Annotated in this window: 27 protein-coding genes; 21 read left to right on the top strand and 6 right to left on the bottom strand. The window is 62.6% G+C overall.

Annotation, left to right across the window (positions count from 1 at the left end; all coding sequences use genetic code 11):
- Window positions 1-75: 75 nt before the first annotated feature.
- A complete protein-coding gene (locus tag NKI52_RS15720; protein ID WP_352698530.1) occupies window positions 76-804 on the top strand; it encodes a hypothetical protein in 729 nt (242 codons plus the stop codon).
- A 46-nt stretch (window positions 805-850) separates the two neighbouring features.
- On the opposite strand, the gene NKI52_RS15725 is transcribed toward NKI52_RS15720, so the two are convergent.
- Window positions 851-1,219 (bottom strand): YrdB family protein, encoded by a 369-nt coding sequence (locus tag NKI52_RS15725; RefSeq protein ID WP_352698532.1) that lies wholly within the window; start codon window positions 1,217-1,219, stop codon window positions 851-853.
- 206 nt (window positions 1,220-1,425) lie between these two features.
- Here NKI52_RS15725 and NKI52_RS15730 point away from each other — a divergent pair, with 206 nt between their 5' ends.
- From NKI52_RS15730 to NKI52_RS15755, 6 genes are read left to right on the top strand one after another with little or no spacing between them, the layout of a single operon-like run.
- Window positions 1,426-2,679 carry a sarcosine oxidase subunit beta gene (locus NKI52_RS15730; protein ID WP_352588227.1) on the top strand — a complete coding sequence of 418 codons (1,254 nt, stop codon included), beginning with the start codon at window positions 1,426-1,428 and terminating at the stop codon, window positions 2,677-2,679.
- Window positions 2,679-3,101 (top strand): hypothetical protein, encoded by a 423-nt coding sequence (locus NKI52_RS15735; protein WP_352588224.1) that lies wholly within the window; start codon window positions 2,679-2,681, stop codon window positions 3,099-3,101. The genes NKI52_RS15730 and NKI52_RS15735 overlap by 1 nt, the downstream gene beginning before the upstream one ends.
- 8 nt (window positions 3,102-3,109) lie before the next feature.
- Complete coding sequence (locus tag NKI52_RS15740; RefSeq protein ID WP_292519105.1) at window positions 3,110-3,406, top strand: sarcosine oxidase subunit delta; 297 nt, start codon at window positions 3,110-3,112, stop codon at window positions 3,404-3,406.
- Complete coding sequence (locus NKI52_RS15745) at window positions 3,403-6,396, top strand: sarcosine oxidase subunit alpha (protein ID WP_352698534.1); 2,994 nt, start codon at window positions 3,403-3,405, stop codon at window positions 6,394-6,396. Before NKI52_RS15740 ends, NKI52_RS15745 begins: the two co-directional genes overlap by 4 nt.
- A complete protein-coding gene (locus tag NKI52_RS15750) occupies window positions 6,389-6,967 on the top strand; it encodes a sarcosine oxidase subunit gamma (RefSeq protein ID WP_352698536.1) in 579 nt (192 codons plus the stop codon). The genes NKI52_RS15745 and NKI52_RS15750 overlap by 8 nt, the downstream gene beginning before the upstream one ends.
- 53 nt (window positions 6,968-7,020) lie before the next feature.
- Window positions 7,021-7,245 (top strand): hypothetical protein, encoded by a 225-nt coding sequence (locus NKI52_RS15755; protein ID WP_352698538.1) that lies wholly within the window; start codon window positions 7,021-7,023, stop codon window positions 7,243-7,245.
- Window positions 7,246-7,348: 103 nt separating this feature from the next.
- Here NKI52_RS15755 and NKI52_RS15760 read toward each other — a convergent pair whose 3' ends face one another.
- Together NKI52_RS15760 and NKI52_RS15765 are read right to left on the bottom strand one after the other, a co-directional pair.
- The gene (locus tag NKI52_RS15760; protein WP_352698540.1) at window positions 7,349-7,588 is read right to left on the bottom strand and encodes a DUF680 domain-containing protein; all 240 of its coding nucleotides are present in this window, start codon (window positions 7,586-7,588) and stop codon (window positions 7,349-7,351) included.
- A 176-nt stretch (window positions 7,589-7,764) separates the two neighbouring features.
- Complete coding sequence (locus NKI52_RS15765; protein ID WP_023675343.1) at window positions 7,765-8,406, bottom strand: TetR/AcrR family transcriptional regulator; 642 nt, start codon at window positions 8,404-8,406, stop codon at window positions 7,765-7,767.
- A gap of 83 nt (window positions 8,407-8,489) precedes the next feature.
- Between NKI52_RS15765 and NKI52_RS15770 the strand changes: the two genes are divergently transcribed.
- Together NKI52_RS15770 and NKI52_RS15775 are read left to right on the top strand one after the other, a co-directional pair.
- The gene (locus NKI52_RS15770) at window positions 8,490-8,771 is read left to right on the top strand and encodes a hypothetical protein (protein WP_352690437.1); all 282 of its coding nucleotides are present in this window, start codon (window positions 8,490-8,492) and stop codon (window positions 8,769-8,771) included.
- Between the two features lie 29 nt (window positions 8,772-8,800).
- Window positions 8,801-8,968, top strand: coding sequence for a hypothetical protein (locus tag NKI52_RS15775; RefSeq protein ID WP_352690440.1), 168 nt, complete (start codon window positions 8,801-8,803; stop codon window positions 8,966-8,968).
- 41 nt (window positions 8,969-9,009) lie between these two features.
- Here the strand turns inward: NKI52_RS15775 and NKI52_RS15780 are convergent, their stop codons facing one another.
- The 3 genes from NKI52_RS15780 to NKI52_RS15790 all read right to left on the bottom strand — a co-directional run bounded on the left by NKI52_RS15780 (window position 9,010) and on the right by NKI52_RS15790 (window position 11,699).
- Complete coding sequence (locus NKI52_RS15780; RefSeq protein WP_031211357.1) at window positions 9,010-9,504, bottom strand: MaoC family dehydratase; 495 nt, start codon at window positions 9,502-9,504, stop codon at window positions 9,010-9,012.
- A gap of 39 nt (window positions 9,505-9,543) precedes the next feature.
- Complete coding sequence (locus NKI52_RS15785; RefSeq protein ID WP_352698542.1) at window positions 9,544-10,359, bottom strand: SDR family oxidoreductase; 816 nt, start codon at window positions 10,357-10,359, stop codon at window positions 9,544-9,546.
- Between the two features lie 512 nt (window positions 10,360-10,871).
- Entirely contained in the window at window positions 10,872-11,699 is an 828-nt protein-coding gene (locus NKI52_RS15790) for a MurR/RpiR family transcriptional regulator (protein WP_352682540.1), read from the bottom strand.
- Window positions 11,700-11,845: 146 nt separating this feature from the next.
- Here NKI52_RS15790 and NKI52_RS15795 point away from each other — a divergent pair, with 146 nt between their 5' ends.
- The 12 genes from NKI52_RS15795 to NKI52_RS15850 all read left to right on the top strand — a co-directional run bounded on the left by NKI52_RS15795 (window position 11,846) and on the right by NKI52_RS15850 (window position 23,983).
- Window positions 11,846-12,670 carry an N-formylglutamate amidohydrolase gene (locus NKI52_RS15795; RefSeq protein ID WP_352682538.1) on the top strand — a complete coding sequence of 275 codons (825 nt, stop codon included), beginning with the start codon at window positions 11,846-11,848 and terminating at the stop codon, window positions 12,668-12,670.
- Window positions 12,671-12,692: 22 nt separating this feature from the next.
- Window positions 12,693-14,255 (top strand): amino acid permease, encoded by a 1,563-nt coding sequence (locus tag NKI52_RS15800; protein ID WP_352682536.1) that lies wholly within the window; start codon window positions 12,693-12,695, stop codon window positions 14,253-14,255.
- 100 nt (window positions 14,256-14,355) lie between these two features.
- The gene (locus NKI52_RS15805; RefSeq protein WP_352690447.1) at window positions 14,356-15,726 is read left to right on the top strand and encodes a glutamine synthetase family protein; all 1,371 of its coding nucleotides are present in this window, start codon (window positions 14,356-14,358) and stop codon (window positions 15,724-15,726) included.
- Between the two features lie 111 nt (window positions 15,727-15,837).
- Entirely contained in the window at window positions 15,838-16,233 is a 396-nt protein-coding gene (locus NKI52_RS15810; RefSeq protein WP_352698545.1) for a helix-turn-helix domain-containing protein, read from the top strand.
- Entirely contained in the window at window positions 16,217-16,642 is a 426-nt protein-coding gene (locus NKI52_RS15815) for a type II toxin-antitoxin system VapC family toxin (RefSeq protein WP_352506370.1), read from the top strand. Before NKI52_RS15810 ends, NKI52_RS15815 begins: the two co-directional genes overlap by 17 nt.
- Complete coding sequence (locus NKI52_RS15820; protein ID WP_352698547.1) at window positions 16,605-18,041, top strand: aldehyde dehydrogenase family protein; 1,437 nt, start codon at window positions 16,605-16,607, stop codon at window positions 18,039-18,041. The genes NKI52_RS15815 and NKI52_RS15820 overlap by 38 nt, the downstream gene beginning before the upstream one ends.
- A gap of 42 nt (window positions 18,042-18,083) precedes the next feature.
- Window positions 18,084-18,575, top strand: coding sequence for a DUF2569 domain-containing protein (locus tag NKI52_RS15825; RefSeq protein ID WP_352698549.1), 492 nt, complete (start codon window positions 18,084-18,086; stop codon window positions 18,573-18,575).
- Window positions 18,576-18,613: 38 nt separating this feature from the next.
- Window positions 18,614-19,786 carry an iron-containing alcohol dehydrogenase gene (locus NKI52_RS15830; RefSeq protein ID WP_352698551.1) on the top strand — a complete coding sequence of 391 codons (1,173 nt, stop codon included), beginning with the start codon at window positions 18,614-18,616 and terminating at the stop codon, window positions 19,784-19,786.
- A 242-nt stretch (window positions 19,787-20,028) separates the two neighbouring features.
- Window positions 20,029-21,135, top strand: a complete 1,107-nt coding sequence (locus tag NKI52_RS15835; RefSeq protein ID WP_352698553.1) for an ABC transporter substrate-binding protein — start codon at window positions 20,029-20,031, stop codon at window positions 21,133-21,135.
- A 64-nt stretch (window positions 21,136-21,199) separates the two neighbouring features.
- Window positions 21,200-22,114 carry an ABC transporter permease gene (locus tag NKI52_RS15840; protein ID WP_023675356.1) on the top strand — a complete coding sequence of 305 codons (915 nt, stop codon included), beginning with the start codon at window positions 21,200-21,202 and terminating at the stop codon, window positions 22,112-22,114.
- On the top strand, window positions 22,111-22,902 hold the full coding sequence (locus NKI52_RS15845; RefSeq protein ID WP_352588181.1) for an ABC transporter permease: 792 nt from the start codon (window positions 22,111-22,113) through the stop codon (window positions 22,900-22,902). Before NKI52_RS15840 ends, NKI52_RS15845 begins: the two co-directional genes overlap by 4 nt.
- Window positions 22,903-22,918: 16 nt before the next feature.
- On the top strand, window positions 22,919-23,983 hold the full coding sequence (locus NKI52_RS15850) for an ABC transporter ATP-binding protein (RefSeq protein ID WP_023675358.1): 1,065 nt from the start codon (window positions 22,919-22,921) through the stop codon (window positions 23,981-23,983).
- Window positions 23,984-24,111 lie beyond the last annotated feature (128 nt).

A 24,111-nucleotide genomic window follows, 5' to 3' on the forward strand; every position in this document is an offset into this window, starting at 1 on the left:
CGGATCGTCATCCAAAACTCGCGGGTGGACGCGCCACCCATTCCAATGACCCCCCAAGACATAATGAGCAGGTTGTTGGCCCCCGGCTTCGAGGGCGACAGCGAGTTGACGTCCGCCCTTCAATCGGAATTTGGCAAAGGCTTTCCGATAGAAAATCTCCGGCCGCTGCTGACGTCCGGCAACCTTCATACCCAAGCCGCCGCCGCTTTCTTGGTGGCCGAAGCCAGTCCCAAAACAAGCTACAAGATGAATTGCGTTGTCGCGGAAATAGCCGATCTGCTCGACAGCGAATCTTCGGGCATCCGGTGCGACGCGATCGAGGCGCTTCTAGGGTGCACCACGCCTGCGGACGGCACCATTCTCGGCCGCGTGATGCTGCGGCTGGATGACGAACATGCCGGCGTTCGGTGGAGGGTCGTCCAATTCATCTGCCTTGCACAGCGCTGGCAGCTAAGGCTTGCGGTGGAAAATGCCGCCGCGCTTCGTCTGGACTCAGCTTTCACGACACTGGTCGACGCCTATGGTCACTATGTCATGCCGAGTTCCAAGGACCTGCCACGGTTACTCGAACATCCGGATGCGGTTTTGCGGCGCTTTGCGGCGGCAGTGGCGATCAGGCCACGCGAGGTGATCGTCGAGCGCTTCGTTGCCATGGCGGAGCAGTCGAACGACGCGGAAGTTCGCAAAATCGCGGCCGATTGCCGTGAGGGTTATTTGCGATCGATCTATGCAATCGGGCCGTGCATCGTGAAGCGTGCTCCGGCTGACCCAACGAAAAGCGAAGCTCAGAACAGCGACCAGTGAAAGCACGGCGCAAACGGCAAGCGCCGTCGCAAACGGTGCAAGGCCACTATTGCCTAAGCAGCCAGCCGAGCCGATCGAGCGAAAATGCGTAGCTGACGGCGATCAGCAGGGCGACGGCCATGCCGGCCGTCGTGTAGCCGGCCAGGTGGAATCCGGCAGCGCCGCCGAACAGGATGACGAGTTCGAGCACCAGCCGCAAACCGCCCGGCACCGGAACCGGCGCCCGCCCCGAGCGGCTCGGATCGTTCGGCACCGCGAAGATTCCCCAGAGCGCGGCGGCAACGAACGGCAATGCCACGGCAAGGATCCAGCGCCACATGCCCGCTGAGAGGCTCCAGCCCGCCATGCCGAGGCCGAGCAAAGCGGCGAGCTCCAGCAAGAAGCGCAATGTCAGATTCCACCAGACGTTAGCCACCGCCATAATCCTCCGATCGTCAGGCGACGGATAGCGGTGGAAGGCAATTGCATCAACCTGCCCGGATGCGGCTTTTTCACCACGGCGCAAAACGGCAAGCGCCGTCGCAAACAGTGCAAGGCTGGCAGCACGGTTTCGCTAGTGATACAAGCTCGCGCGCCGGGGCTGGCTGATCTGCCCTGCCGCCATTTGCGAGGCCTGCGACGTTGAAGAAATACTCGGTATTCGCCATCGCCCGCGAGGCCATGCGCGGTCATAGAGGCTGGGAGGAACAGTGGTCCTCGCCGGAGCCGAAGAAGGAGTACGACGTCATCATCGTCGGCGCCGGCGGCCACGGCCTGGCCACCGCCTATTATCTCGCCACCGTGCACGGCATCACCAACGTCGCGGTATTGGAAAAAGGCTGGCTCGGCGGCGGCAATACCGGGCGCAACACCACCATCATCCGCTCGAACTATCTCTACGACGAGAGCGCCGGCATCTACGACCATGCGCTGAAGCTGTGGGACGGGCTCAGCCAGGAGCTCAACTACAACGTCATGTATTCGCCGCGCGGCGTCATGATGCTCGCCCACAACATCCATGACATCCAGGTGCTGAAGCGGCACGTCCACGCCAACCGGCTGAACGGCATCGACAATGAATGGCTGACGCCGGAGCAGGCCAAGGAATTCTGCCCGCCGCTCAACATTTCGCGCGATGCACGCTACCCGGTTATGGGCGCCTCCCTGCAGCGCCGCGGCGGCACGGCGCGCCACGATGCGGTCGCCTGGGGCTATGCGCGCGGCGCCTCGGCGCGTGGCGTCCACATCATCCAGAATTGCGAGGTCACCGGCGTCAAGCGGGCGCCGAACGGCGCGGTAACCGGTGTCGAGACGACGCGCGGCTTCATCGGCGCCAGGAAGGTCGGCGTGGTTGCCGCCGGGCATTCGTCGGTGATCATGAACATGGCCGGCGTGCGCATGCCGCTGGAAAGCTATCCGCTGCAGGCGCTGGTATCGGAGCCGGTCAAGCCGGTGGTGCCTTGCGTGGTGATGTCGAACACGGTGCATGCCTATATCTCACAGTCCGACAAGGGCGAGCTGGTCATCGGCGCCGGCACCGACCAGTATGTCTCCTATTCGCAGACCGGCGGCCTGCACATCCTCCAGCACACACTCGACGCCATCTGCGAGATGTTCCCGATCTTCACCCGCATGAAGATGCTGCGCTCATGGGGCGGCATCGTCGACGTGACGCCGGACCGTTCGCCGATCCTGGCCAAGACGCCGGTGCCCGGCCTCTATGTCAATTGCGGCTGGGGCACAGGCGGCTTCAAGGCGACGCCGGGTTCGGGCCATGTCTTTGCCCATACGATCGCCAGGGACGATCCGCACCCGATCAACGCGCCCTTCACCATCGAGCGCTTCCGCACCGGCCGCCTCATCGACGAGGCGGCGGCGGCAGCGGTGGCGCACTGATGATGACCGAGATGGCCATCGCTATGCCGCTGATGCTCGCCGGCGAGCAAGGCCTGTTCCATATCCCCACGCCAGAGGAGGTGCGCCTGCAGCCCATCAGCCGGGCCGGCAATGAAGCAGATTGGCCGTTTTCCGTCGACGAGGGTGTACTCGCCTGCGCCTGGAGCGCCGGTCAGAGAGTGGTCACCTTTATGGAGAACCGGCCAGCCGATCTCGAGGAAGGCGAAAAATTCGAGCGGCGCTACGTCATCGTGACGACCGAACCGATGACGCTTTCGGTCGGCAATATGGCGTATCGCGACCTTTTCCGCCCGGTAGCCAGCATCGAGGAGCGCATCCGGCTGGTGGCGCCCTTCGTGACGATGGGCCAGAGGCTTTGCGACCAACCTGCCGGCGCTCGCGTCGGCCACGGCGAACTGTAGGACCGACCATGCTTCTCATCCGCTGCCCCTATTGCGAGGAAGAGCGTCCGGAGCTCGAATTCCGCAACGCCGGCGAGGCGCATATCGCGCGTTCCCCAAACATCGCCGGCGAGAGCGACGACGATTTTGAAAAGTTCTTTTTCATCCGCTCCAATCCCAAGGGGATCATCTATGAGCGCTGGCGGCACATGCATGGCTGTGCGCGGTTCTTCAATGCCGTGCGCGACACCGTCAGCGACAGGTTCCTGATGACCTACAAGGCCGGCGAACCGAAGCCCACCAAGCTGCCGGGAGCCGCCAAATGAGCGCCACGTTCCGCATTGCCGGCGCCGGGCGGCTCAAACAGGCAAAGATAGCTGGCTTCAGCTTCGACGGCCGCCCCTATACCGGCATCGAGGGCGATACGTTGGCCTCGGCGCTGCTTGCAAACGGCGTCCATCTCGTCGGCCGCTCGTTCAAGTACCACCGGCCGCGCGGTTTTCTGTCGGCCGGCGCCGAAGAGCCGAACGCGCTGGTCGAGATCAAGCGCGACGCGGCACGCAAGACGCCGAACGTTCGTGCCACGGTGCAGGAACTCTATGACGGATTGACCGCACAGTCGCAGAACTGCTGGCCGTCGCTCGCTTTCGACATCGGTGCCGTCAGCAGTATTGCCTCGCCGATGCTTTCGGCCGGCTTCTACTACAAGACCTTCATGTGGCCGAAGGCCGCGTGGAAAAACCTCTACGAGCCCAAGATCCGCGCCGCCGCCGGTCTCGGCGTCGCTCCTGACCAGCCGGATCCCGACCACTATTCGGCGCGCTTCGCCCATTGCGAGGTGCTGGTGCTTGGCGGCGGTGCCGCGGGCATCGCCGCGGCATTGGCCGCGGCCGAGACCGGCGCGCGCGTCATCCTTGCCGACGAGCAGGCGGAATTCGGCGGCAGCCTGCGCTTCGAGAGCGGCGCCAGGATCGAAGGCCAGGACGGTTTTGCCTGGGCGCAGTCCGCTGTTGCCAAGCTCCGGACGATGGACAATGTCCGCGTGCTGCCGCGCACCACCGCCTTCGGCTATTACGCGCAGAATTTCGTCGGGCTGGTCGAGCGCGTCAGCGACCATCTGCAGAATCCCGGCCGCGACCTGCCGCGCGAGCGGCTGTGGCAGGTTCGCGCCAACCGCGTGGTGCTGGCGACCGGCGCCATCGAGCGCCACATGGTGTTTGCCGAAAACGACCGGCCCGGCATCATGCTGGCGTCGGCGGCGCGCACCTATCTCAACCATTACGGCGTCGCCGTCGGCAGGAATATCGGCGTCTATACGGCGAACGATTCCGCCTATGCGGCGGCGATCGACCTGAAAAAGGCCGGCATCAACGTGGCGGCGATTGTCGACCTGCGCGACAACCCGACCGGGCCGGCGATCGACGAGGCGAGGGCGCTCGGCATCGAGGTCAATTTCGGCCGCGCGGTGATCCGCGCCGGCGGCAAATTGCGGGTGTCGTCGATGACTGTGCAGCCGAAGAATGGCGGCGGCGAACGCACCATGCCGGTTGACGCAATCCTGATGTCGGCCGGCTGGACGCCGTCGGTGCATCTGTTCTCGCAATCGCGCGGCAAAGTTGCCTTCAACGACGAGAGCAAGCGCTTCGTGCCCGGAATTTATGCGCAGGACTGCGTCTCGGTCGGCGCCTGCAACGGCACCGACGGGCTGTCGGCGACGATCGACGAGGCCTACGCGGCCGGCGCCAAGGCGGCCAAGGACGCCGGCAGCAGGCCGGCCAAGGGCACCAAGCCGAAGGTCGACGCCGGCGAGAGCTGGTCGCGCGGCATGCTGGGTGCAGCACCCGGTGCCGGATCGGATACGACGGTCAAGGCCTTTGTCGACTTCCAGAACGACGTCACCGCCAAGGACATCCGCCAGGCAGTGCATGAGGGCATGCGCTCGATCGAGCACGTCAAGCGCTTCACCACCAATGGCATGGCGACCGACCAGGGCAAGACCTCCAACATGCACGGCCTGGCGATTGCCGCCGAGACGTTGGGCAAGCCGATCCCGCAGGTCGGGCTGACGACGTTCCGCGCGCCCTATACGCCGGTGACATTCGGCTCGATCGTCGGCCACGCGCGGGGTCCGCTGTTCGACCCGACCCGCAAGACGGCGATCCATCCCTGGGCAGAGCGTCAAGGCGCGATGTTCGAGGATGTCGGCCAATGGAAGCGCGCCTGGTATTTCCCGAAGCCGGGCGAGGACATACATGCCGCCGTCGACCGCGAATGCGTCACGGTGCGCAAGACGGCCGGCCTGTTTGACGCCTCGACGCTGGGCAAGATCGAGGTGGTCGGGCCGGATGCGGCCAAATTCATGGAACTGCTCTACACCAATCCATGGGAGAAGCTCGAGCCCGGCCGCTGCCGTTACGGCATCATGCTGCGCGAGGACGGCTTCATCTATGACGACGGTGTCGTCGGCAGGCTTGCACCCGACCGTTTCCATGTGACGACGACGACCGGCGGCGCGCCGCGCGTCATGAACCATATGGAAGACTATCTCCAGACCGAGTTCCCGCATCTCCACGTCTGGCTGACCTCGATCACCGAGCAGTGGGCGGTGATTGCCGTGCAGGGACCCAAGTCTCGCGACATCATTGCGCCGCTGGTCGAGGGCATCGACATGTCGGATGAGGCGCTGCCGCATATGTCGGTGCGCGAAGGCCGGATTTGCGGCGTGCCGACCAGGCTGTTTCGCATGTCGTTCAGCGGTGAGCGCGGCTTCGAGGTCAACGTGCCGGCGGATTACGGCGAGGCAGTCTGGGAAGCGCTATGGGCCGAGGGCCAGAAGCATGGCGCCTGTGCTTACGGCACCGAGTCCATGCATGTGCTGCGCGCTGAAAAGGGCTACATCATCGTCGGCCAGGATACCGACGGCACGGTGACGCCGAACGACGCCGGGCTCGACTGGGCGGTCGGCAAGAAGAAGACCGACTTCGTCGGCATTCGCGGCATGGCGCGGCCGGATCTGGTCGCCAAGGGCCGCAAGCAGCTTGTCGGCCTGAAGACCAGGGATCCCAAGGTGGTGCTGGAGGAGGGCGCGCAGATCGTCGCGGACCCGAAGCAGGCAATCCCGATGAAGATGATTGGCCATGTCACCTCGAGCTATTGGTCGCAAAATTGCGGCCGCTCGATCGCGCTGGGGCTGGTCGCCGGCGGCCGCGATCGCACGGGCGAGACGCTCTATGTGCCGATGCCGAACGGGGTGATCGAGGTGGAGGTCACCGGCATGGTGTTCTTCGACGAGAAGGGGGAGCGCCTCAATGGCTAAGGCCGCTTTGAAAACCGACGCCGCCGGACCCTCAGTCGAACGCCGTCCGGCTCTCGCCGGCCAGTCGCTTTCCGCAGCCGGCGTTACACTTGCCGTGCTGCCGCCGGCCGAGCGCATATCGCTGCGCGCGCCGGAAGCCTCGATTGCGGCACTTTCGAAAGCGCTCGGCGTCGTCCTGCCACAAAGGCCGAAAACCTCGGCGGCAAAGGCCGGACGCACGGCCTTATGGCTCGGGCCGGACGAATGGCTGGTCATCGACGAGAGCGGAAAAGATCCGCTCGCCGACTGCGCCAGCATTTCCGTACTGCATTCGGCGGTCGGCATCTCGCACCGCAACGTCGCCATGTCGGTTACCGGTCCGGCTGCCGCGGCGACGATCAATGCCGGCTGCCCGCAGGATCTGTCGCTCGACGCCTTTCCGGTCGGGGCGGCGTCGCGTACCATTCTCGGCAAGGTCGAAATCGTGCTGTTGCGCACGGCGGCCGACGCGTTCCGCGTCGAATGCTGGCGTTCCTTTTCCGATTATGTCTTTACTTTTCTGTCGGAGGCAGCGCGCGACGCGGCAGCATAGGCATGTTCGCCGCGCCCGACCGTTCTGCGACAGCGAGCCGAGGGAGAATGCAAATGCCGCCGAACTCCGCGCCGAAGTCGCCGGTCAAGACGCCGGCCGTGCGCTCTTTCGAAGACGAGCAGCGCACTGGGACGGATATCGAAGAGGAACTCGAGGAAGGCCTCGAGGATACATTCCCGGCCAGCGATCCGGTGTCGATCACCGGAACGGCCATTCCCGGCGCACCGGCAAGACCCGGCAAGCCCAAAAGCGTGTTGGGACAGAAGCGCAAGAAATGATCTGCGCGGGGTGACAAAAAGCAGGGCTGAGGCCGGCACGATGGGCGGCCGGAAATTGCTGCCGCCCTTTCGTTTCCTCACCGCGTATTGTCACCCGATCGGCTCAGAAGCTGCTTGGCACGATCCACGGGTCGATGCCCATGCCGAGCCTCGGGCCCTTGCTGCCGGCCTGGTGGGCCGCGACATCGGCGTTTTCAAGCGATCCGGTCGGCGCGCAATCGAGCTTCGCACCGGTCTTGGTATCGATGCAGGTCACTTCTTGCTTGGCTGACTGATTGCTGCCGGCAAATGCGGCGCCAGAGAGCGCCAGCAGGGCGGCGAGCGTGAGGATTGCCTTCTTCATGGTCTGTCTCCGGTTTCCAGTTATTGGATTCGTACATGTACGGCATTGCGTACAGATACGCCCTGGACTCCCGGTGTTCAAGCAAAATCGTATGCGTACGGAGAATTGCCGAACGCTTGGCGCCGCAGCGCAGATCGTTCGGAGAAGATCCTGCAGATCGGGAGGAGCGCCGCTCTTCAGCAGTTGACCGGCGGCGTGAGCGGCGCAATCTCGTGCGCGGCGATGGCTTCGAGCATGATGTCGCCGATCCGTGTGATGAACGTCGTCTGGTCGCCGAACGGGTAGAACGGGAAGGTGATCAGCAGCGAGATGGCGCCGTGGCCGACCGCCCATAGCATGGTGGCGATGGCGCGTGGATCGCCTTTGAGCCTACCGGCGGCAACGCAGGCTTCGACCCTCGCGATCAGCACTTTCATCGCCGGGTTGCCGCTCTCCATTTCGGCGAAGGTCTTTCCGGCTGGCGGCCTGACTTTTTCGGTCATGAAGACGGTGCGGTATTCGTTGGGATTTTCCAGCCCAAAGGCGGCGTATTCGACAAGCACCGCCTTGAGCGCCTCGATCGGGTCGTCGGCCGTATGATTTGCGATGCGCCTGGCCAAGGTCTCGAAGGCATCCTCGGCCAGCGCGAACAGGATGTCCTGCTTGTCGGCGAAATAGGAATAGACCGACATCGGCGCATAGCCAACGCGCTTGGCGAGCTTGCGGATGGTGAGGCCGTCATAGCCTTCTTCCTGGACAAGCTTGTGTGCGGCGTCGACAAGTTCGGAACGCAGTTCGGCCTTTTGTTTTTCGCGGCGCTCCTGGACGCTTAGCTGCAACTTTCTACTGCCTTATGACTGATGGCTGGATGCAGCATATATACGCTGTACGGCGTCGGGCAAGGGTGGCACGAAGCAGAAGCTTGACTGTCGCATGGCTGGCGATCGCGCTCGGCTTCGCCATGGAAGCTCTCATTCTGACCGTCAGATTTGCGGCAGGTGCCTACCCCGCGACGACGCAGGTTCTGATCGAACTGGCGCAAGGCGTGACCTGGTCGTTCTTCGTCTGCGCCGGCGTCAGCCTCGGCACGGCGCTCACCAAGGTGCGAGCCCGATCGAATACGGGCTGCTCGGCTGGACACTTGCGTCGCTGGCATCGAAGGAAGAACCGCGTCCGCTCCATTTCGCGCTGGCAGGCGCCCTGATAGGCGCGGTATTCGGCGGCGGCATCACGGTGCTGACCATCGAAACGGCCGCGGCAAATGATGCTGCTCTCGCAATGCCACAGGCGATCGCAACCGGCCTCAACGAGATCGTGTTCCCAATCGGTTGTTCACTGGTCGTCTACATTGCGCTGCAGGTCAGCCGTCACATGAAGTACGTCGCGGCCGAAGCCAAATAGATTTGGCACAGATAGATTTGGGCTTCTCCGCCTGACGAGAGTCAGACCGCTTCCGGCTGGCGTTCGATCAGCGTCAGCGTCAGCCAGCGCGCGGTCAGCGCCGGTTTTTTCGAGCCCTCGATCTCGATCGTCACGTCGTGCGCCGTCTGCACCCACCCCGACGGCCTGACCTTGACGTCGGCCAGCACGAAACGGGTGCGGATGCGCGAGCCGGTCTTCACCGGCGCCAGGAAGCGCAGCGAATCGAAGCCGTGATTGACGCCCATCTTGCTGTTTTCCAGCGGCGGCATGGTTTCGAAGGTCATCGCCGACAACAGCGAAAGCGACAGGAAGCCATGCGCGATGGTGCCGCCGAACGGCGTTTCGCGGCTGGCGCGTTCCGGATCGCAATGGATGAACTGATGGTCGTCGGTGGCATCGGCGAACTGGTCGATCATGCGCTGGGTGACGACCCGCCATGGCGACACGCCGACTTCCTTGCCGACGTTGGCCAGAAGCACATCGAGACTGATCGGTTCCACGCTGATGTCCTCCATCTTCACCCCCGGCATTTCACTCGCCGGATGGTGTGCGTCTCATTCCTTGAACAATGTCAGCCCGTGTTGCACCGACTGCCCGCCATCGATCGGCAGGATGGCGCCGGTGACGTAGCTGCCGGCCCGGCTGCACAAATAGAGCGTTGCGCCGGCAATGTCATCCGGTGCGCCGATGCGGCCGATCGGAACGTGGTTGCCGATATGTCTTGCCTGGTCCTCGGTGCCGGTGGCGAAGGCCGTCATCCGGCTCTGGAAAGGGCCAGGCGCAAAGGCGTTGACGGTGATGCGGCGGGCGGCGAACTCGATTGCCAGGATGCGCGTCAGGTGGTGAACCGCGGCCTTCGAGGCCGAGTAGGAGTAGGCATCTTCGGCCAAAGGCTGCGTGCCCATCACCGATCCGAGGTTGATCACCCGGGCCGGGTCGGCATCGCTGGCGGCGGCCTCGAGCAGAGGCAGCAATTCGCGCGTCAGGTGGAAGACCGCGGTGACGTTGACGCCGAACACCTTGGCCCAGGCATGGTAGGGAAAGCTTTCCAGCGGCGCGCCCCAGGAGATGCCGGCATTGTTGACCAGGATATGCAGCCGCTCGGTCCGCGCCCTGACCTCGGCCACAAGCGCCGCAATGCCGGCCTCGCTGGAGACGTCGCCGGCAAAACCTTCCGCCCGGCCGGATGCGCCAAGGCCGTTCAACTCGCCCGCTACCCTGACGCAATCCTCGCTCTTGCGCGAGGCGATCATCACGCTGGCGCCAGCCCTGACCAGAGCGGTCGCCGCCATGCGGCCGATGCCGGTCGCGGCGCCGGTGACCAGCGCCGTCTTGCCGGCGACTGAGAACAGCTCGTCCAGATAGCTCATCGTACCCTCCGCGCAATTCACCGCGCTTTGGTTCAAGGAAGCGGCTTCACGTCGACAAGGCTAGCCGAACTACGATTGTCCTTGCCACGGCTAAAGTATCCGGACCGAGGCGATGGTGCGCTTTGCGGCTGAAATGGTTAAGCCCCAGCGGCAAGGTGTCCGTTCGGCCGTGACATGGGTCGGATGAATGATGCGGCCATTTCCGTTAGCGAGCACCTTGTAAGCGGTTAATTTCGCACGTGAAGCAAGTCGTCATTACTCCTCCGCCCAAGCCGCAGGCGGGTCTTGAGGAGTTGGGAGGTGGCCGAGCAGTGGGGCGGGACTGACATTCGTATTCGTGGACGGGGACTATGCTTTCGGGGGGAAAGCCATGGGTAAGAAACAACGCACCGTCCTGCTGGCAGCGATTTTTGCGACTGCCTTTGGCGTCTTTTTGCTGATCCTGATCCTGCAGATGATCAGTTTTTTAGTGGACTAGACCGAAGCGAAACGCGTCCCTTTCCGGAGGGGCACTACCGCAGGCTTTCCAGTTCGCGGATGCGTTTGGCGCCGTCGGCCTCGAGCTGCCTTGTGACGGCGCCGATCAGCGTTTCGGCAACGACGAAAAGTGCGGCGGATGAGTCCCAGGCCGAAGGCACGGCGGTGCGCCCGGCAATGACGTGGCGGGCGAAGCGGGCGATCGGCGACAGCCACTGGTCGGTAAACAGCACGATCTGCACGCCGCGCTGGTTGGCGGTCTCGGCGAAACGGACCAGGCTATCCTGGTAGCGCCTGATGTCGAAGATCACCAGCACGTCGCGCTTGCCCATGTCGATCAGCCGGTCGCGCCAGACGCTTTCCTGGCCGGCGAGATGGAAGACGTTGGGTTTGATGATAGCAAGGTGGGCCGCCATGTAGCGCGCCAGCGGGTCGGTGAAGCGGCCACCGATCAGGAATGTCTTGCCGCGCCGGTCGGCCAGCTTGGCGACGATGTCGGCAAGCTGCTTGTCAGAGAGATGCCGGAATGTCTCGCGCATATTGTCGAGCGTCGCCTCCAGCATCGGCGACACGGCGCTGCTGCCCGGCGACGGGGAATTGAGTGTCCGTGACGCCGGCGACTGCAATTGCGCCGCCAGTTCGTCTTGCAGCGCCGACTGGAATTCCGGATAGTTCTGAAAGCCGAGCCGGGCGACGAAACGCAGGATCGTCGGCGATGATACGCCGGCCGTAGCCGAGAATTCGGCGACCGTCTTCAGCCCGATCAGTGGATAGCTGGCGATCAGCGCTTGCGCTGCGCGCCGCTCGCCGGCCGGCATGGTGCCGATGCGGTCGGAGATCAGTTCGGCAATGCTCGAAACCATGCTTTTTCCCCACCCTGGCCGTGCCGTTAGCGCATTATCGAAATCGCGTTTGACAAAGCCGGCCAAACTGTATGAAATCATCCGCAGGGACGCAATGAGGCAAAATACGTAACATACGATACAGCGCTCCCCGGGGACAGCAGACAATGGAGACAGCACGGCCCGCCAGCCTTGCATCGCCTGAAACCGTAAGGGTGACGAACCCCGGCGGATCGAGCCCCTTCGTGCTGACCTGCGACCACGCCTCCAATTTCCTGCCACCGGAATTCGGAACGCTCGGCCTTGCCGCCGAGGATCTTTCCCGCCACATCGCCTGGGATCCGGGCGCCTTGTCGGTGGCGCGCCGCATGGCCGAGGCGCTCGATGCGACGCTGGTCGAGACCTGCCTCTCGCGGCTCATCATCGACTGCAACCGCCCGCTCGACGCGCCGGACCTGATAGTGACGGTCAGCGCCAGCGAAAAAACCGTGGTCCCGGCCAACCAGGGACTTTCGGCCGACCAGCGGGAGGCGCGCATCGCGCTGGCGTGGCGACCGTTTCACGAGCGGATCGCAACGGTCATCGACGAGCGCCTGGCGGCCGGGCGGGAGACCAGGCTGGTCTCGATCCATTCCTTCACGCCGCTCTACAAAGGCAAAAGCCGGCCCTGGCACATCGGCATCATCCATGACGAGGACCGCCGGCTGGCGGCGCCGCTGATCGCGACACTGAAGCGGCTTGCCGGCGTCAGCGTCGGCGTCAACGAACCCTATTCGCCGGCCGACCGGGTCTATTTCACGCTGGAACGCCATGCGCGCTCGCGCGGGCTGCCCTGCGCAATGATTGAAATCCGCAACGACGAGATCGCCGGCGCGGCCGGGCAGCGGAAATGGGCGGATCTGCTCACCGGTATTTTTCTCAATCTGGAGCCCGAAGCGGCCAAGGCCTCCAGACCAAGCGCAGTCGGAAAGTCAGTTCAATCGGCCAGCTAAGAAACCAAAAGGGGACTTTAAAATGGTAGCACCGGGTTACAGCGAAGTTGACAAGAAGGAGGACCTGAAAGTTCTCCACGGAATGGGCTATGCTCAGGAACTGTCGCGAAGCATGAGCCGCTTCTCGAATTTCGCGATCTCGTTCTCGATCATCTGCATCCTCTCAGGCGGCATCAATTCCTTCGCGCAAGCGACGTCGTCCATCGGTGGCGCCGGCGCTGGCATCGGCTGGATCGTCGGGTGCATGGTTTCGGGATTTTTCGCGCTCGCCATGGCCCAGATCGCCTCTGCATTTCCGACCGCCGGCGGCCTCTATCACTGGGCATCCATCCTAGGGAACCGTTTCACTGGCTGGCTCACCGCATGGCTCAATCTGCTCGGCCTGATCACCGTGCTCGGCGCCATCAACATCGGTACTGCTTTCTTCTTCGTCGGCACTTTCGGCGGAGCCTTCGGCATGACTGGCACGCCTGGTGAGATCGTCGGGTTTGTCGCGTTCATCACCGTGTTGCAGGCGCTGCTCAATCATTTCGGCATCAAATTGACGGCTATGTTGACGGACGCCTCCGGCTTCCTGATCCTGGCAACAACAGCCGTGCTGATCGTCGCCTGCCTGATGTTTGCTCCAGCGATCGACATTACGCGGCTGTGGACGTTCACGAACTATTCGGGCGACGCGGGCGGCGGTGTTTTCCCGCAGTCCGATTCCATGACGTATCTCTTCCTGCTCTGCCTGCTACTGCCGGTTTACACCATCACTGGCTATGACGCGTCGGCGCATACTTCGGAAGAAACGTTGAGGGCGGCGCACTCGGTTCCGCGGGCAATCGTTTCGTCCGTAGTCTGGTCGTCGCTGATCGGCTGGGTGATGCTGTGCGCGATCGTACTGGCGATTCCGGACCTGGCGGCCGGCGCCAAGCAGGGCTGGGGCGTGTTCTTCGCCACGATGGACGCGATCTTGCCGGCGTGGCTGAAGACACTGCTCTATCTGGGCATCCTGATCGCGCAGTTCCTCTGCGGTCTGGCAACGGTCACCTCTGCCTCGCGCATGCTTTTCGCCTTCTCGCGTGATGGCGGCATGCCGGTCGGCTCGGCCTCGCTAGCCAAGGTCAGCCCGACCTGGCGCACGCCGGTCAATGCGATTTGGACGGCTGCTGTGCTCGAGGTCATCTATGTCTTTCTTGCCCAGTTCATCTCGGTCGGCGGCACGAACATCTATACCATCGTCGTCAATTCGACATTGGTGTTCCTGTTTCTGTCCTTCATCATTCCGATCGTGCTCGGCATGATGGCTTTCGGAACGGAAAAATGGCCGAACCCCGGCCCATGGAACCTCGGCGCCGGCCTGTTCAAGCTGTTTTGCATCCTGTCGGTCATCGGCATGGCGATCATCTTCTACATCGCCATCCAGCCGCCGAACGACAAAGTGCTCTATATCACCCTGGGCTTCATTGTGCTGACCGCGGTGCTTTGGTTCGGTTTCGAGAACCGCCGCTTCCAGGGGCCGCCCATCGGCGACCAGATCGCAAAGCGTCAGGCGGCGATCAAGGCAGCCGAGCTAGCCATAGGCGAAGCCGGCGCCTGACGCTCTCTGATGACCATGGCCGGCATCGTGCCGGCCATGGATTTCCGTTTCCTTTTCAAAGTGACAAGCCCGAAACGACAAGCGCTGGAGTGCCAAAGGAATGGCCGGAAATTTCTCCTTCGATCAGTTGAAGCAAGCGGTCTCCAGCGGCGAGGTCGACACGGTGCTGGCCTGCATCGTCGATATGCAGGGGCGGCTCGCGGGAAAGCGGTTCCTGGCCCGGTATTTCGTCGATTCCGCGCATGACGAGACGCATGGCTGCAACTATCTCTTGGCCGCAGACATCGATATGGAACCGGTGCCCGGCTACAAGGCGGCGAGCTGGTCGAAGGGTTATGGCGATTTCGTCATGAAGCCGGACCTTGCGACGCTGCGGCGCGTTCCGTGGCTGGAGAAGACGGCGCTGGTGATCTGCGACGTGCTCGACCACCATACCCATGACGACCTGGCGCATTCGCCGCGCGCCATGCTGAAGAAGCAGGTCAAGCGGCTGCAGGATCGCGGCTATATCGGCTATTTCGCTTCCGAGCTCGAATTCTATCTGTTCAGCGAAACCTACGATTCCGCCCGCAAGAAGCACTGGCAGGGCCTCGAGACGGCATCGCCCTACATCGGCGACTACCAGATCGGCATCACCACCAAGGAAGAAGGCGTCATGCGCCGGCTGCGCAACGAGATGGAGGCGGCCGGCATCCCGATCGAGAATTCGAAGGGCGAGTGGGGGCCAGGCCAGGAAGAGATCAATGTCCGCTACGCCGAGGCGCTCGACATGGCCGACCGCCACGTCATCCTGAAGAACGGCGCCAAGGAAATCGCCGAGTCCGAAGGCAAGGCGATCTCGTTCATGGCCAAGTACAATTACGGGCTCGCCGGCAATTCCAGCCACATCCATAATTCGCTGTGGAGCGCCGACGGCAAGACGCCGTTGTTCTACGACAAAAATGCCGAGTGGACGCTGTCGACACTCGGCCAGCAATGGGCGGCCGGCCAGCTCAAATATGCCAAGGAATTCACCTGGTTCCTGGCGCCCTACATCAATTCCTACAAGCGCTTCCAGGCCGGCACCTTTGCGCCGACCAAGATCATGTGGAGCGAGGACAACCGCACCGCCGGGTTCCGTCTTTGCGGCGAGGGCACCAAGGGCATCCGCATGGAATGCCGCATCGGCGGCGCCGATTTGAACCCCTATCTGGCTTTCGCCGCGCTGATCGCGGCCGGGCTTGCCGGTATCGATGAAAAGCTTGAACTGCAGAAGCCCTTCGTCGGTGATGCCTACCAGGCCTCGCAGCTGCCTGAAATTCCAAAGACATTGCGCGACGCCACCGCGACGCTGGCGGAATCGAAAATGCTGAGGCAAGCGCTCGGCGACGATGTGCTGGAACATTACGTCCACACGGCACACTGGGAACAGTTCGAGTACGACCGCCGGATTACGGACTGGGAACTGCACAGGGGGTTCGAGCGGTATTGACGGCGTTGCGCTTTACGCAATATTGTTGCGGTTATCGCACCAGCAACACGCAGGAGGCAGCGTTTGCCCAAAGGTAGAGCCCATGTCGACAAAGCGTGGTTCATGAGTCGAATGAACGAGCGCAAGCTCACGGTACGCAGCATGGCCGGCCGCATGAACATACACTACAGCGCCTTGTCGCGGACACTGAACGGTGAACGGCGTATGCAGGTCGACGAGATACGCAAGATCGCTGAAATTCTCGACCGGCAGGAAAGCGAGATATTGGTGCACCTCGGAAGTTCCAATGATGCGGCGAGGCCACCGGAGCCTGATCGCCGGTCTGGTTTCGAGGAGGGGCAAGTGGATTTCGTGGATGACATGAACGGCAACAAGGAAGAGTACATCGTGCCGCCTCGGGGTGCCGATCCGTTGTTTGGATGCATGGCCGGGACGCTCACCCTGCTTCCGGACGTCGACTATACCGCGCCCGCCGATCCGGATTGGGGCAATGTCTATGACGAGTGAGGGGGTTCTGCTCGACACATGCTTCATGCTGTGGCTGTCAACGGAGCAGCCGGTCACGAGGGCTGCGGTCGAGAAGGTGACCAGCGCACGCAAAAATGGCAGCGTGATCGCCGTTTCCGTGATGTCCGCCTGGGAAATCGGCATGCTTGTAGCCAAGGGCCGGTTGCCATTCATCAAGTCACCGCTCGCATGGTTCGAACGGTTCGTGCAGACCGGGGCAGCGAGCGTCGAGGGGATCGACAGTGAGCTTTTGGTCGAGTCTTCGTTCCTGCCCGGCGTCGTTCACAACGATCCAACGGATCGGATCATCATAGCCACGGCGCGCTCGAAAAACCTCGAGATCATCACCCGCGATCGCGCAATCCTTGCCTATGGCGCGGCCGGCTTCGTCAAAACAGTGCCTTGTTGATTTGGAGACCTCTTTGGAAACCGTGAAGATAAAATCCCCCGTCGACGGTTCGATCTATGCCGAACGGCCTCTTGCCACCGACCAGGCGATCGGTGCCGCGGTCGAACGTGCCAAGGCGGCGCAGGAGAAGTGGGCTGAGACGCCGGTCGTCGAGCGCGGCAAATACATGCTTGCCATGCTGGAAGCGCTGGTCGCCATGACCGACGAGATCGTGCCGGAGATCGCCTGGCAGATGGGCCGGCCGGTGCGCTATGGCGGCGAGTTCGGCGGCGTCAGGGAACGCGTCAGCTACATGGTCGAGATCGCCGAGGCGGCCCTGAAGCCGGTCATGGCCTCCAATCCGAAGGATGGCTTTCGCCGCTATGTGAAGAAGGTGCCACTCGGCGTGGTCATGGTGATCGCGCCGTGGAACTATCCCTATCTCACCGCCGTCAACACCATCGTCCCGGCGCTGATGGCGGGCAGCGCCGTCATCCTCAAGCATGCGGCACAGACATTGTTGGTCGGCGAACGGTTTCAGCAGGCGTTTGATAAGGCCGGCCTGCCCAAGGGCCTGTTCCAGAACCTCGTCCTGAACCACGCGCAGACTGAAAGGCTGCTCGGCTCCGGCAAGATCGACCATGTCAACTTCACCGGCTCGGTCGCCGGCGGCCGCGCCATCGAAAAGGCGGCGGCGGGCACCTTCATGACGCTCGGCCTCGAACTCGGCGGCAAGGATCCGGCCTATGTGCTGCCGGACGCAAAGATGGACCATGCCGTTGGCAATCTGGTCGACGGCGCCTTCTACAATTCCGGCCAGTGCTGCTGCGGCATCGAGCGCGTCTATGTCCACGAGAAGGTCTACGATGAATTCGTCGAGGGCTTCATTGCCGAGACCAGGAACTACGTCGTCGGCAATCCGCTCGACCAGGCGACCACCATGGGGCCGATGGCGCAGGCGCGCTTCGCCGACCTGATCCGCGAGCAGAAGGCCGAGGCGTTGCGCAAGGGCGCCAGGGCACACATCAATATGAAGGTGGCCAACGACAGGCAAGGTTCCCCCTATCTGGCGCCGGAAGTGCTGACCCAGGTCGACCACCAGATGAGCGTCATGCGCGAGGAAAGCTTTGGCCCGATCGTCGGCATCATGAAGGTGCGCAACGACGAGGAAGCGATCGCGCTGATGAACGACAGCCCCTATGGGCTGACGGCCTCGATCTGGACGCGCGACACCGGCCATGCGGCGGCGATCGGCGATCGCGTCGAGACCGGCACCGTGTTCATGAACCGCTGCGACTATCTCGACCCGGCGCTGGTCTGGACCGGCGCCAAGGACACCGGCAAGGGCGCGGCACTGTCGGCCATCGGCTACGACAATCTGACCAGGCCGAAATCATACCATCTGCGCGAGGTGATCTAAGGTGGCGATCGACAAGCATGCGATCGCTGTTGAGGGGGAGTAATGGCGGATACACAACAATCGGCGCTGCCAGATCGTGAGGGTCCCGAGAGTATCGGCGGATGGCTTGTCCTGCCGATGCTCGGGTTGATTCTCACGCCGATACTGGGGTTGGTACAACTGCACAATTCCGACTATCTCGGCATGTTACAGAACTGGCAGGCCTACAGTTTGTCCCAAGGTGTGCTGATTCTTGCCGAATTGGTGATATCCGGCATACTAAACCTTACGGCCCCGGCCCTATTATTGTTCTTCATGTTCAAGCGCTGGCAGATATTCCCCGGCTGGTACATGATTTGGGCATTCGCGATGCCGGTATATGCCGTTCTCGATCCATGGGCTGTGCATCTGGCTTTTCCCACCGTCGTTCCAGAATTGGCCGATGCGTACGACGCAGACACCGTAGGCGGAATTTCGCGCTCGATATGGGCCGCAGTCATCTGGGTTCCGTACATGATGCGGTCGGAACGTGTGGCCAACACCTTTGTGAACTAATGACGTCCAAGAGCACGAAAGCAGTCAAGAAGGTCGAAATGACAAAACTCGTTTCCAAATGGAATTACCCGACGACCGTCCGCTTCGGCGCCGGACGCATCAAGGAGCTGCCGGAGGTGCTGGCGGCGACCGGCATCAAGCGGCCGCTGTTCGTCACCGATCCGGGACTGGCCAGGCTGCCGGTGGTGGCCTCGACGCTGAAGATCCTCGACGACGCCAAGGTGCCGTATGGCGTATTTTCCGAGGTCAAGCCGAACCCGGTGGATTCCAACCTGACCGCCGGCATTGCCGTGTTCAAGAAGGGCAAGCATGACGGCGTCATTGCCTTTGGCGGCGGCTCGGCGCTCGACCTGGGCAAGCTGATCGCCTTCCAGGCCGGGCAGACACGGCCGGTCTGGGATTTCGAGGATGTCGGCGACTGGTGGACACGCGCCGATGCCGATGCGATCGCGCCGATCATCGCCGTGCCGACCACGGCCGGCACCGGCTCGGAGGTCGGCCGCGCCGGCGTCATCACCAATGAGGCGAGCCACACCAAGAAGGTCATCTTCCATCCAAAGCTTTTGCCGGCGATCGTCATTGCCGATCCGGAGCTGTCGGTCGGCATGCCGGGCTTCATCACCGCCGGCACCGGCATGGATGCGCTTGCCCATTGCCTCGAAGCCTATTGCGCGCCGGGCTATCACCCGATGGCCGACGGCATCGCCGTGGAAGGCATAAGGCTGGTCTTCGAAAACCTGCCGAAAGCCTACGCCAACGGCAAGGATCTGGTCGCCCGCGCCAACATGATGAGCGCCGCTGCCATGGGAGCGGCCTCCTTCCAGAAAGGGCTTGGAGCGATTCATTCGCTGTCGCATCCGATCGGCGCGCTCTACGACACCCACCATGGCATGACCAACGCCGTGTTCATGCCCTACGTGCTGGCCTTCAACCGAGAGGCGATCGAGCCGCGCATAGCCCGGCTTGCCGCCTATTGCGGCATCAAGGGCGGATTCGACGGTTTTGCCAAGGCGATCATCAAGCTGCGCAAGGAGCTCAAGGTGCCGCATGCGCTGCCCGGCCTGATCAAGGGGCTCGACATGGACAAGAAACGCAAGGGCCTGATTGCCGACATGGCGGTGGTCGATCCGACCGCGGGCGGCAACCCGGTCAAGCTGACCAAAAAGGCGGCGCTGACGCTGCTCGAAAACGCCATCGCCGGCACCGTCTGAGACAATTTTCGCATCGGAAATCGACTTGGGAAAAGAGGCAAAGGAAAGGGGGAAAGATGAAAGGCAAGATCGAAACTAGTTAGCCGGAAAAAGAATCGCGAAGCGATTGCTACAGCCGGTTAAAAAGAGTTTACTTTTTCATACTGCGGGGCATCGCTTTCACAAAGCTTTCATCTGGCTGTCACACGAAAACGATACCGCATCGCAGGCGTCCAACGGCGTCAGTTCAACGGAGAGAACACATGTTCAAATTCACGGGAAAACTGCTTTCCCTTTCGGCCGTCGCCCTGATGGCGACCTCTGCCATCTCGTCGGCCCAGTCCATGGATGAACTGGTCGCCGCAGCCAAGGCTGAAGGCCAGCTCACCACCATCGCGCTGCCCCATGACTGGTGCGGCTACGGCGCGGTCATCGACGGCTTCAAGGCAAAATATCCGGAACTCACAATCAACGAGCTCAACCCCGATGCCGGCTCCGGCGACGAGGTCGAGGCGATCAAGGCCAACAAGGACAACAAGGGCCCGCAAGCGCCCGACGTCATCGACGTCGGCCTGAGCTTCGGCCCGACCGCAAAGAAGGATGGCCTGATCCAGGCTTATAAAGTGTCAACCTGGGACTCGATCCCGGACAGCGCCAAGGATGCCGAAGGCTTTTGGACCGGCGACTATTACGGCGTGCTTTCGTTTCTGGTGAACAAGGACCTGGTCAAGGAAGCGCCGGCCGACTGGGCCGACTTGCTGAAGCCGGAATTCGCCAATGCCGTGGCGCTCGCCGGTGACCCGCGTGCTTCGAACCAGGCCATCCAGGCAGTCTATGCCGCCGGCCTTTCCGGCGGTGCGGCTGCCGGCGAAGCCGCCGGCACGGCTGGTCTCGACTTCTTCAAGAAGCTCAACGCCGCCGGCAATTTCGTGCCGGTCATCGGCAAGCCCGCGACGCTTGCCCAAGGCCAGACGCCAATCCTGGTGACCTGGGATTATAACGCGCTTGCCGGCCGTGATACGCTGAAGGGCAATCCGCCGGTCGACGTCGTCGTGCCGAAGACCGGTGTCGTCGCCGGCGTCTATGTTCAGGCGATTAGTGCTTACGCGCCGCACCCGAATGCTGCCAAGCTATGGCTGGAATATCTCTATTCCGACGAAGGCCAGATCGGCTGGCTGAAGGGCTATTGTCACCCGATCCGCTTCAACGACCTCGCCAAGAATGGCAAGCTCCCGGCTGATGTGATGGCCAAGCTGCCGCCGGCCGAGTCCTATGCAGCCGCGGTGTTCCCGACGCTCGACGAGCAGGGCAAGGCCAAGGAAGCCATCACCAAGAACTGGGATGCCGTCGTCGGCGCCAACGTCAAGTAAGACTTGAGATCAGCCGGGCGGCTTAGATCGCCGCCCGGCATACCTCCAGGACGGTAGCCGGCGCATGACCGATATCTCGTTGTCCGATCACGCTGTTGCCGGGAAGACCGCGCCTCCTGCCGACGCCCGCAGCATGAGGCTGCCGACGCAGTGGCTTGGCGTTGCGCCTTTCTTCATCTTCGCCATCATGTTCCTGATCCTGCCCACGCTCTATCTGATGCTTGGCGCATTCCGGAACGATGCCGGCGAATTCACTTTCGAAAACATAGCGGCCTTGGCGCAGCCGTCGATCGTTGCCGCCTACTGGATCTCAATCAAGGTCAGCCTCGCCTCGTCGCTGATCGGTGCTTTCGCGGGGCTTGCCATTGCCATCGCCATCGTGCGCGGCGGGCTGCCGGAGTGGATACGCTCGGCGACACTGACCTTTTCCGGCGTGGCCTCCAATTTTGCCGGCGTGCCGCTGGCCTTCGCCTTTCTCGCGACGCTCGGCCGGCTCGGGCTCGCCACGGTGCTGCTCAACGTCTTGGTCGGCTTCAACATTTATGCCCATGGTTTCAACATCCTGTCGTTCTGGGGCCTGACGCTGACCTATGTCTATTTCCAGATCCCGCTGATGGTGGTGATCATCGTGCCGGCGATCGATGGGCTGAAGAAGGAATGGGGCGAAGCGGCGGCAACGCTTGGCGCGACCCAGGCGCAGTTCTGGCGCATGGTCGTCATTCCGGTGATCTGGCCAAGTTTCCTCGGCACCGTCATCCTCTTGTTCGCCAACGCCTTCGGTGCCATCGCCACCGCTTACGCTCTGACCGGCTCCTCGCTTAACATCGTCCCTATCCTGCTCTACGCGCAGATCCGCGGTGACGTGCTGCACAATGCCCATCTCGGCTACGCCATCGCCTTCGGCATGATCGTCATCACTGGGCTGGCCAATGTCTTCTACATCTGGTTCAGGACGCGCTCTGAGAGGTGGCTCAAATGAAGTCCGGCAGATTCTGGGCCTGGATCGTCTTCGCGCTGGGCGCGGCCTATTTCTTCATTCCGCTGATCGCGACCGTGGAATTCTCCATGCGCATGCGGCGCGGCGCGTATTCCTTCGATGCCTATCAGGTCGTGCTCGGCGATCCCCGCTTCCAGGCGACCTTCATCTATTCGGTGGTCGCCGCCATCTTCACCATCATCCTTGGCGTGCTGGTGGTGGTGCCGGCGGCGTACTGGATTCGTCTGCGGCTGCCGCAGCTAAGGCCCGTCGTCGAGTTCATCACGCTGTTGCCGCTGGTCATCCCGGCCATCGTTATCGTCTTCGGCTACATCAGAATGTACGGGTCGAACTCACCGCTGCCGTTCCTGGCCAGCGACACAGGAGCCAATGCCTTGCTGGTCATCGGTTATGCGACACTGGCGCTGCCCTATATGTATCGCGCCGTCGACACCGGGCTTCGCACCATCGACGTGCGGACACTGACTGAGGCGGCGCAGATCCTCGGCGCCGGCTGGGGCACGATCATCGCTCGGGTCATCCTGCCGAACGTGCTGATCGCGGTGCTGTCGGGCGCCTTCCTGACCTTCGCCATCGTCATCGGTGAATTTACCATGGCCAGCCTGCTCAACCGGCCTGCTTTCGGACCCTATCTGCAGAACGTCGGCGCCAATCGCGCCTACGAGCCGGCGGCGCTTGCCATCATCGCCTTCGCCATCACCTGGGGCTGCATGTCGCTGATCCAGATCCTGTCGCGCTTCGCGCCGCGATCGGCGAACCGTCCGAACTGACCCGAAAGAAAAAGCCATGACCGAGCCATTCCTCTCAATCCAGCATGTGCGAAAATCCTTCGGCCCCATCACCGTGGTGCAGGATTTCAACCTCGACGTCGAGCCGGGCGAATTCGTCTCCTTCCTTGGCCCGTCGGGCTGCGGCAAGACGACGGTGCTGCGCATGGTCGCCGGTTTCGAAGAGCCATCCGCCGGCAAGATCGTCGTGGCCGGCAAGGACATCACCCGGCTCAAGCCCAACCAGCGCAATGTCGGCATGGTGTTCCAGGCCTATGCGCTGTTTCCGAACCTCACCGTGGCGCAGAATATCGGCTTCGGGCTGAAGGTCGCCGGTATGCCGAAGGCCGATGCCGACAGGCGCGTTGCCGAGATGCTCGACATCATCAAGCTGCCACAGATGGGCGACCGCTATCCCTATCAGCTCTCCGGCGGTCAGCAGCAGCGCATCGCGCTGGCGCGGGCGATTGCGCCCAAGCCGAAACTGCTGCTGCTCGACGAGCCGCTGTCGGCGCTCGACGCCAAGGTGCGCGTGTCACTGCGCGAGGAAATCCGCTCGATCCAGAAGAAGCTCGGCATCACCACCATCTTCGTCACCCACGACCAGGAAGAGGCGCTGTCGATCTCCGACCGCATCGCCGTCATGTATGGCGGCAAGGCCGAGCAGGTCGGCACGCCGTTCGAGATCTACAACCGGCCGGCAACCAAATTCGTCGCCAATTTCGTCGGCACGCTGAACGTGCTCGAAGGCACGGTCACCGACGCCGCTTCGGGCAAGGTGCGCGTCAACTCGCAAGAGGTCTCGCTCAAGGGCAAGCTCAACGGCTCGAAATCCGGCGACACGCTGTCGCTGGCGCTGCGGCCCGAGGCGATCTCGCTCGGCCGACACCCCGGCCGCGATTCCAGCCTTTCGGGCGAAATCGCCGAGGTGCATTTCCTCGGCTCGGTCATCCGGGTTCGCGTCGGCATCGGCGGCAGCACGGTCTCGCTCGACACGTTCAACAGTCCGGCCACACCGCCGCCGGCCGTCGGCGAAAAGGCCGAGATTTCGTTCTCGTCGGGCGACATGCTGGTGCTGCATTAGGAGAAGAGTGAATGGTGAATAGTGAATAGTGAATAGTAAGAATGCGCTTTACGCGCCGAAATTCCTCTGCAAGCAACCATTCACCATTCACCATTCACGAGCAGCCAAAGCCGTCGCCGTTTTTGCAG

This window comes from Mesorhizobium sp. M0590, assembly GCF_040320905.1.
Classification (GTDB): Bacteria; Pseudomonadota; Alphaproteobacteria; order Rhizobiales; family Rhizobiaceae; genus Mesorhizobium.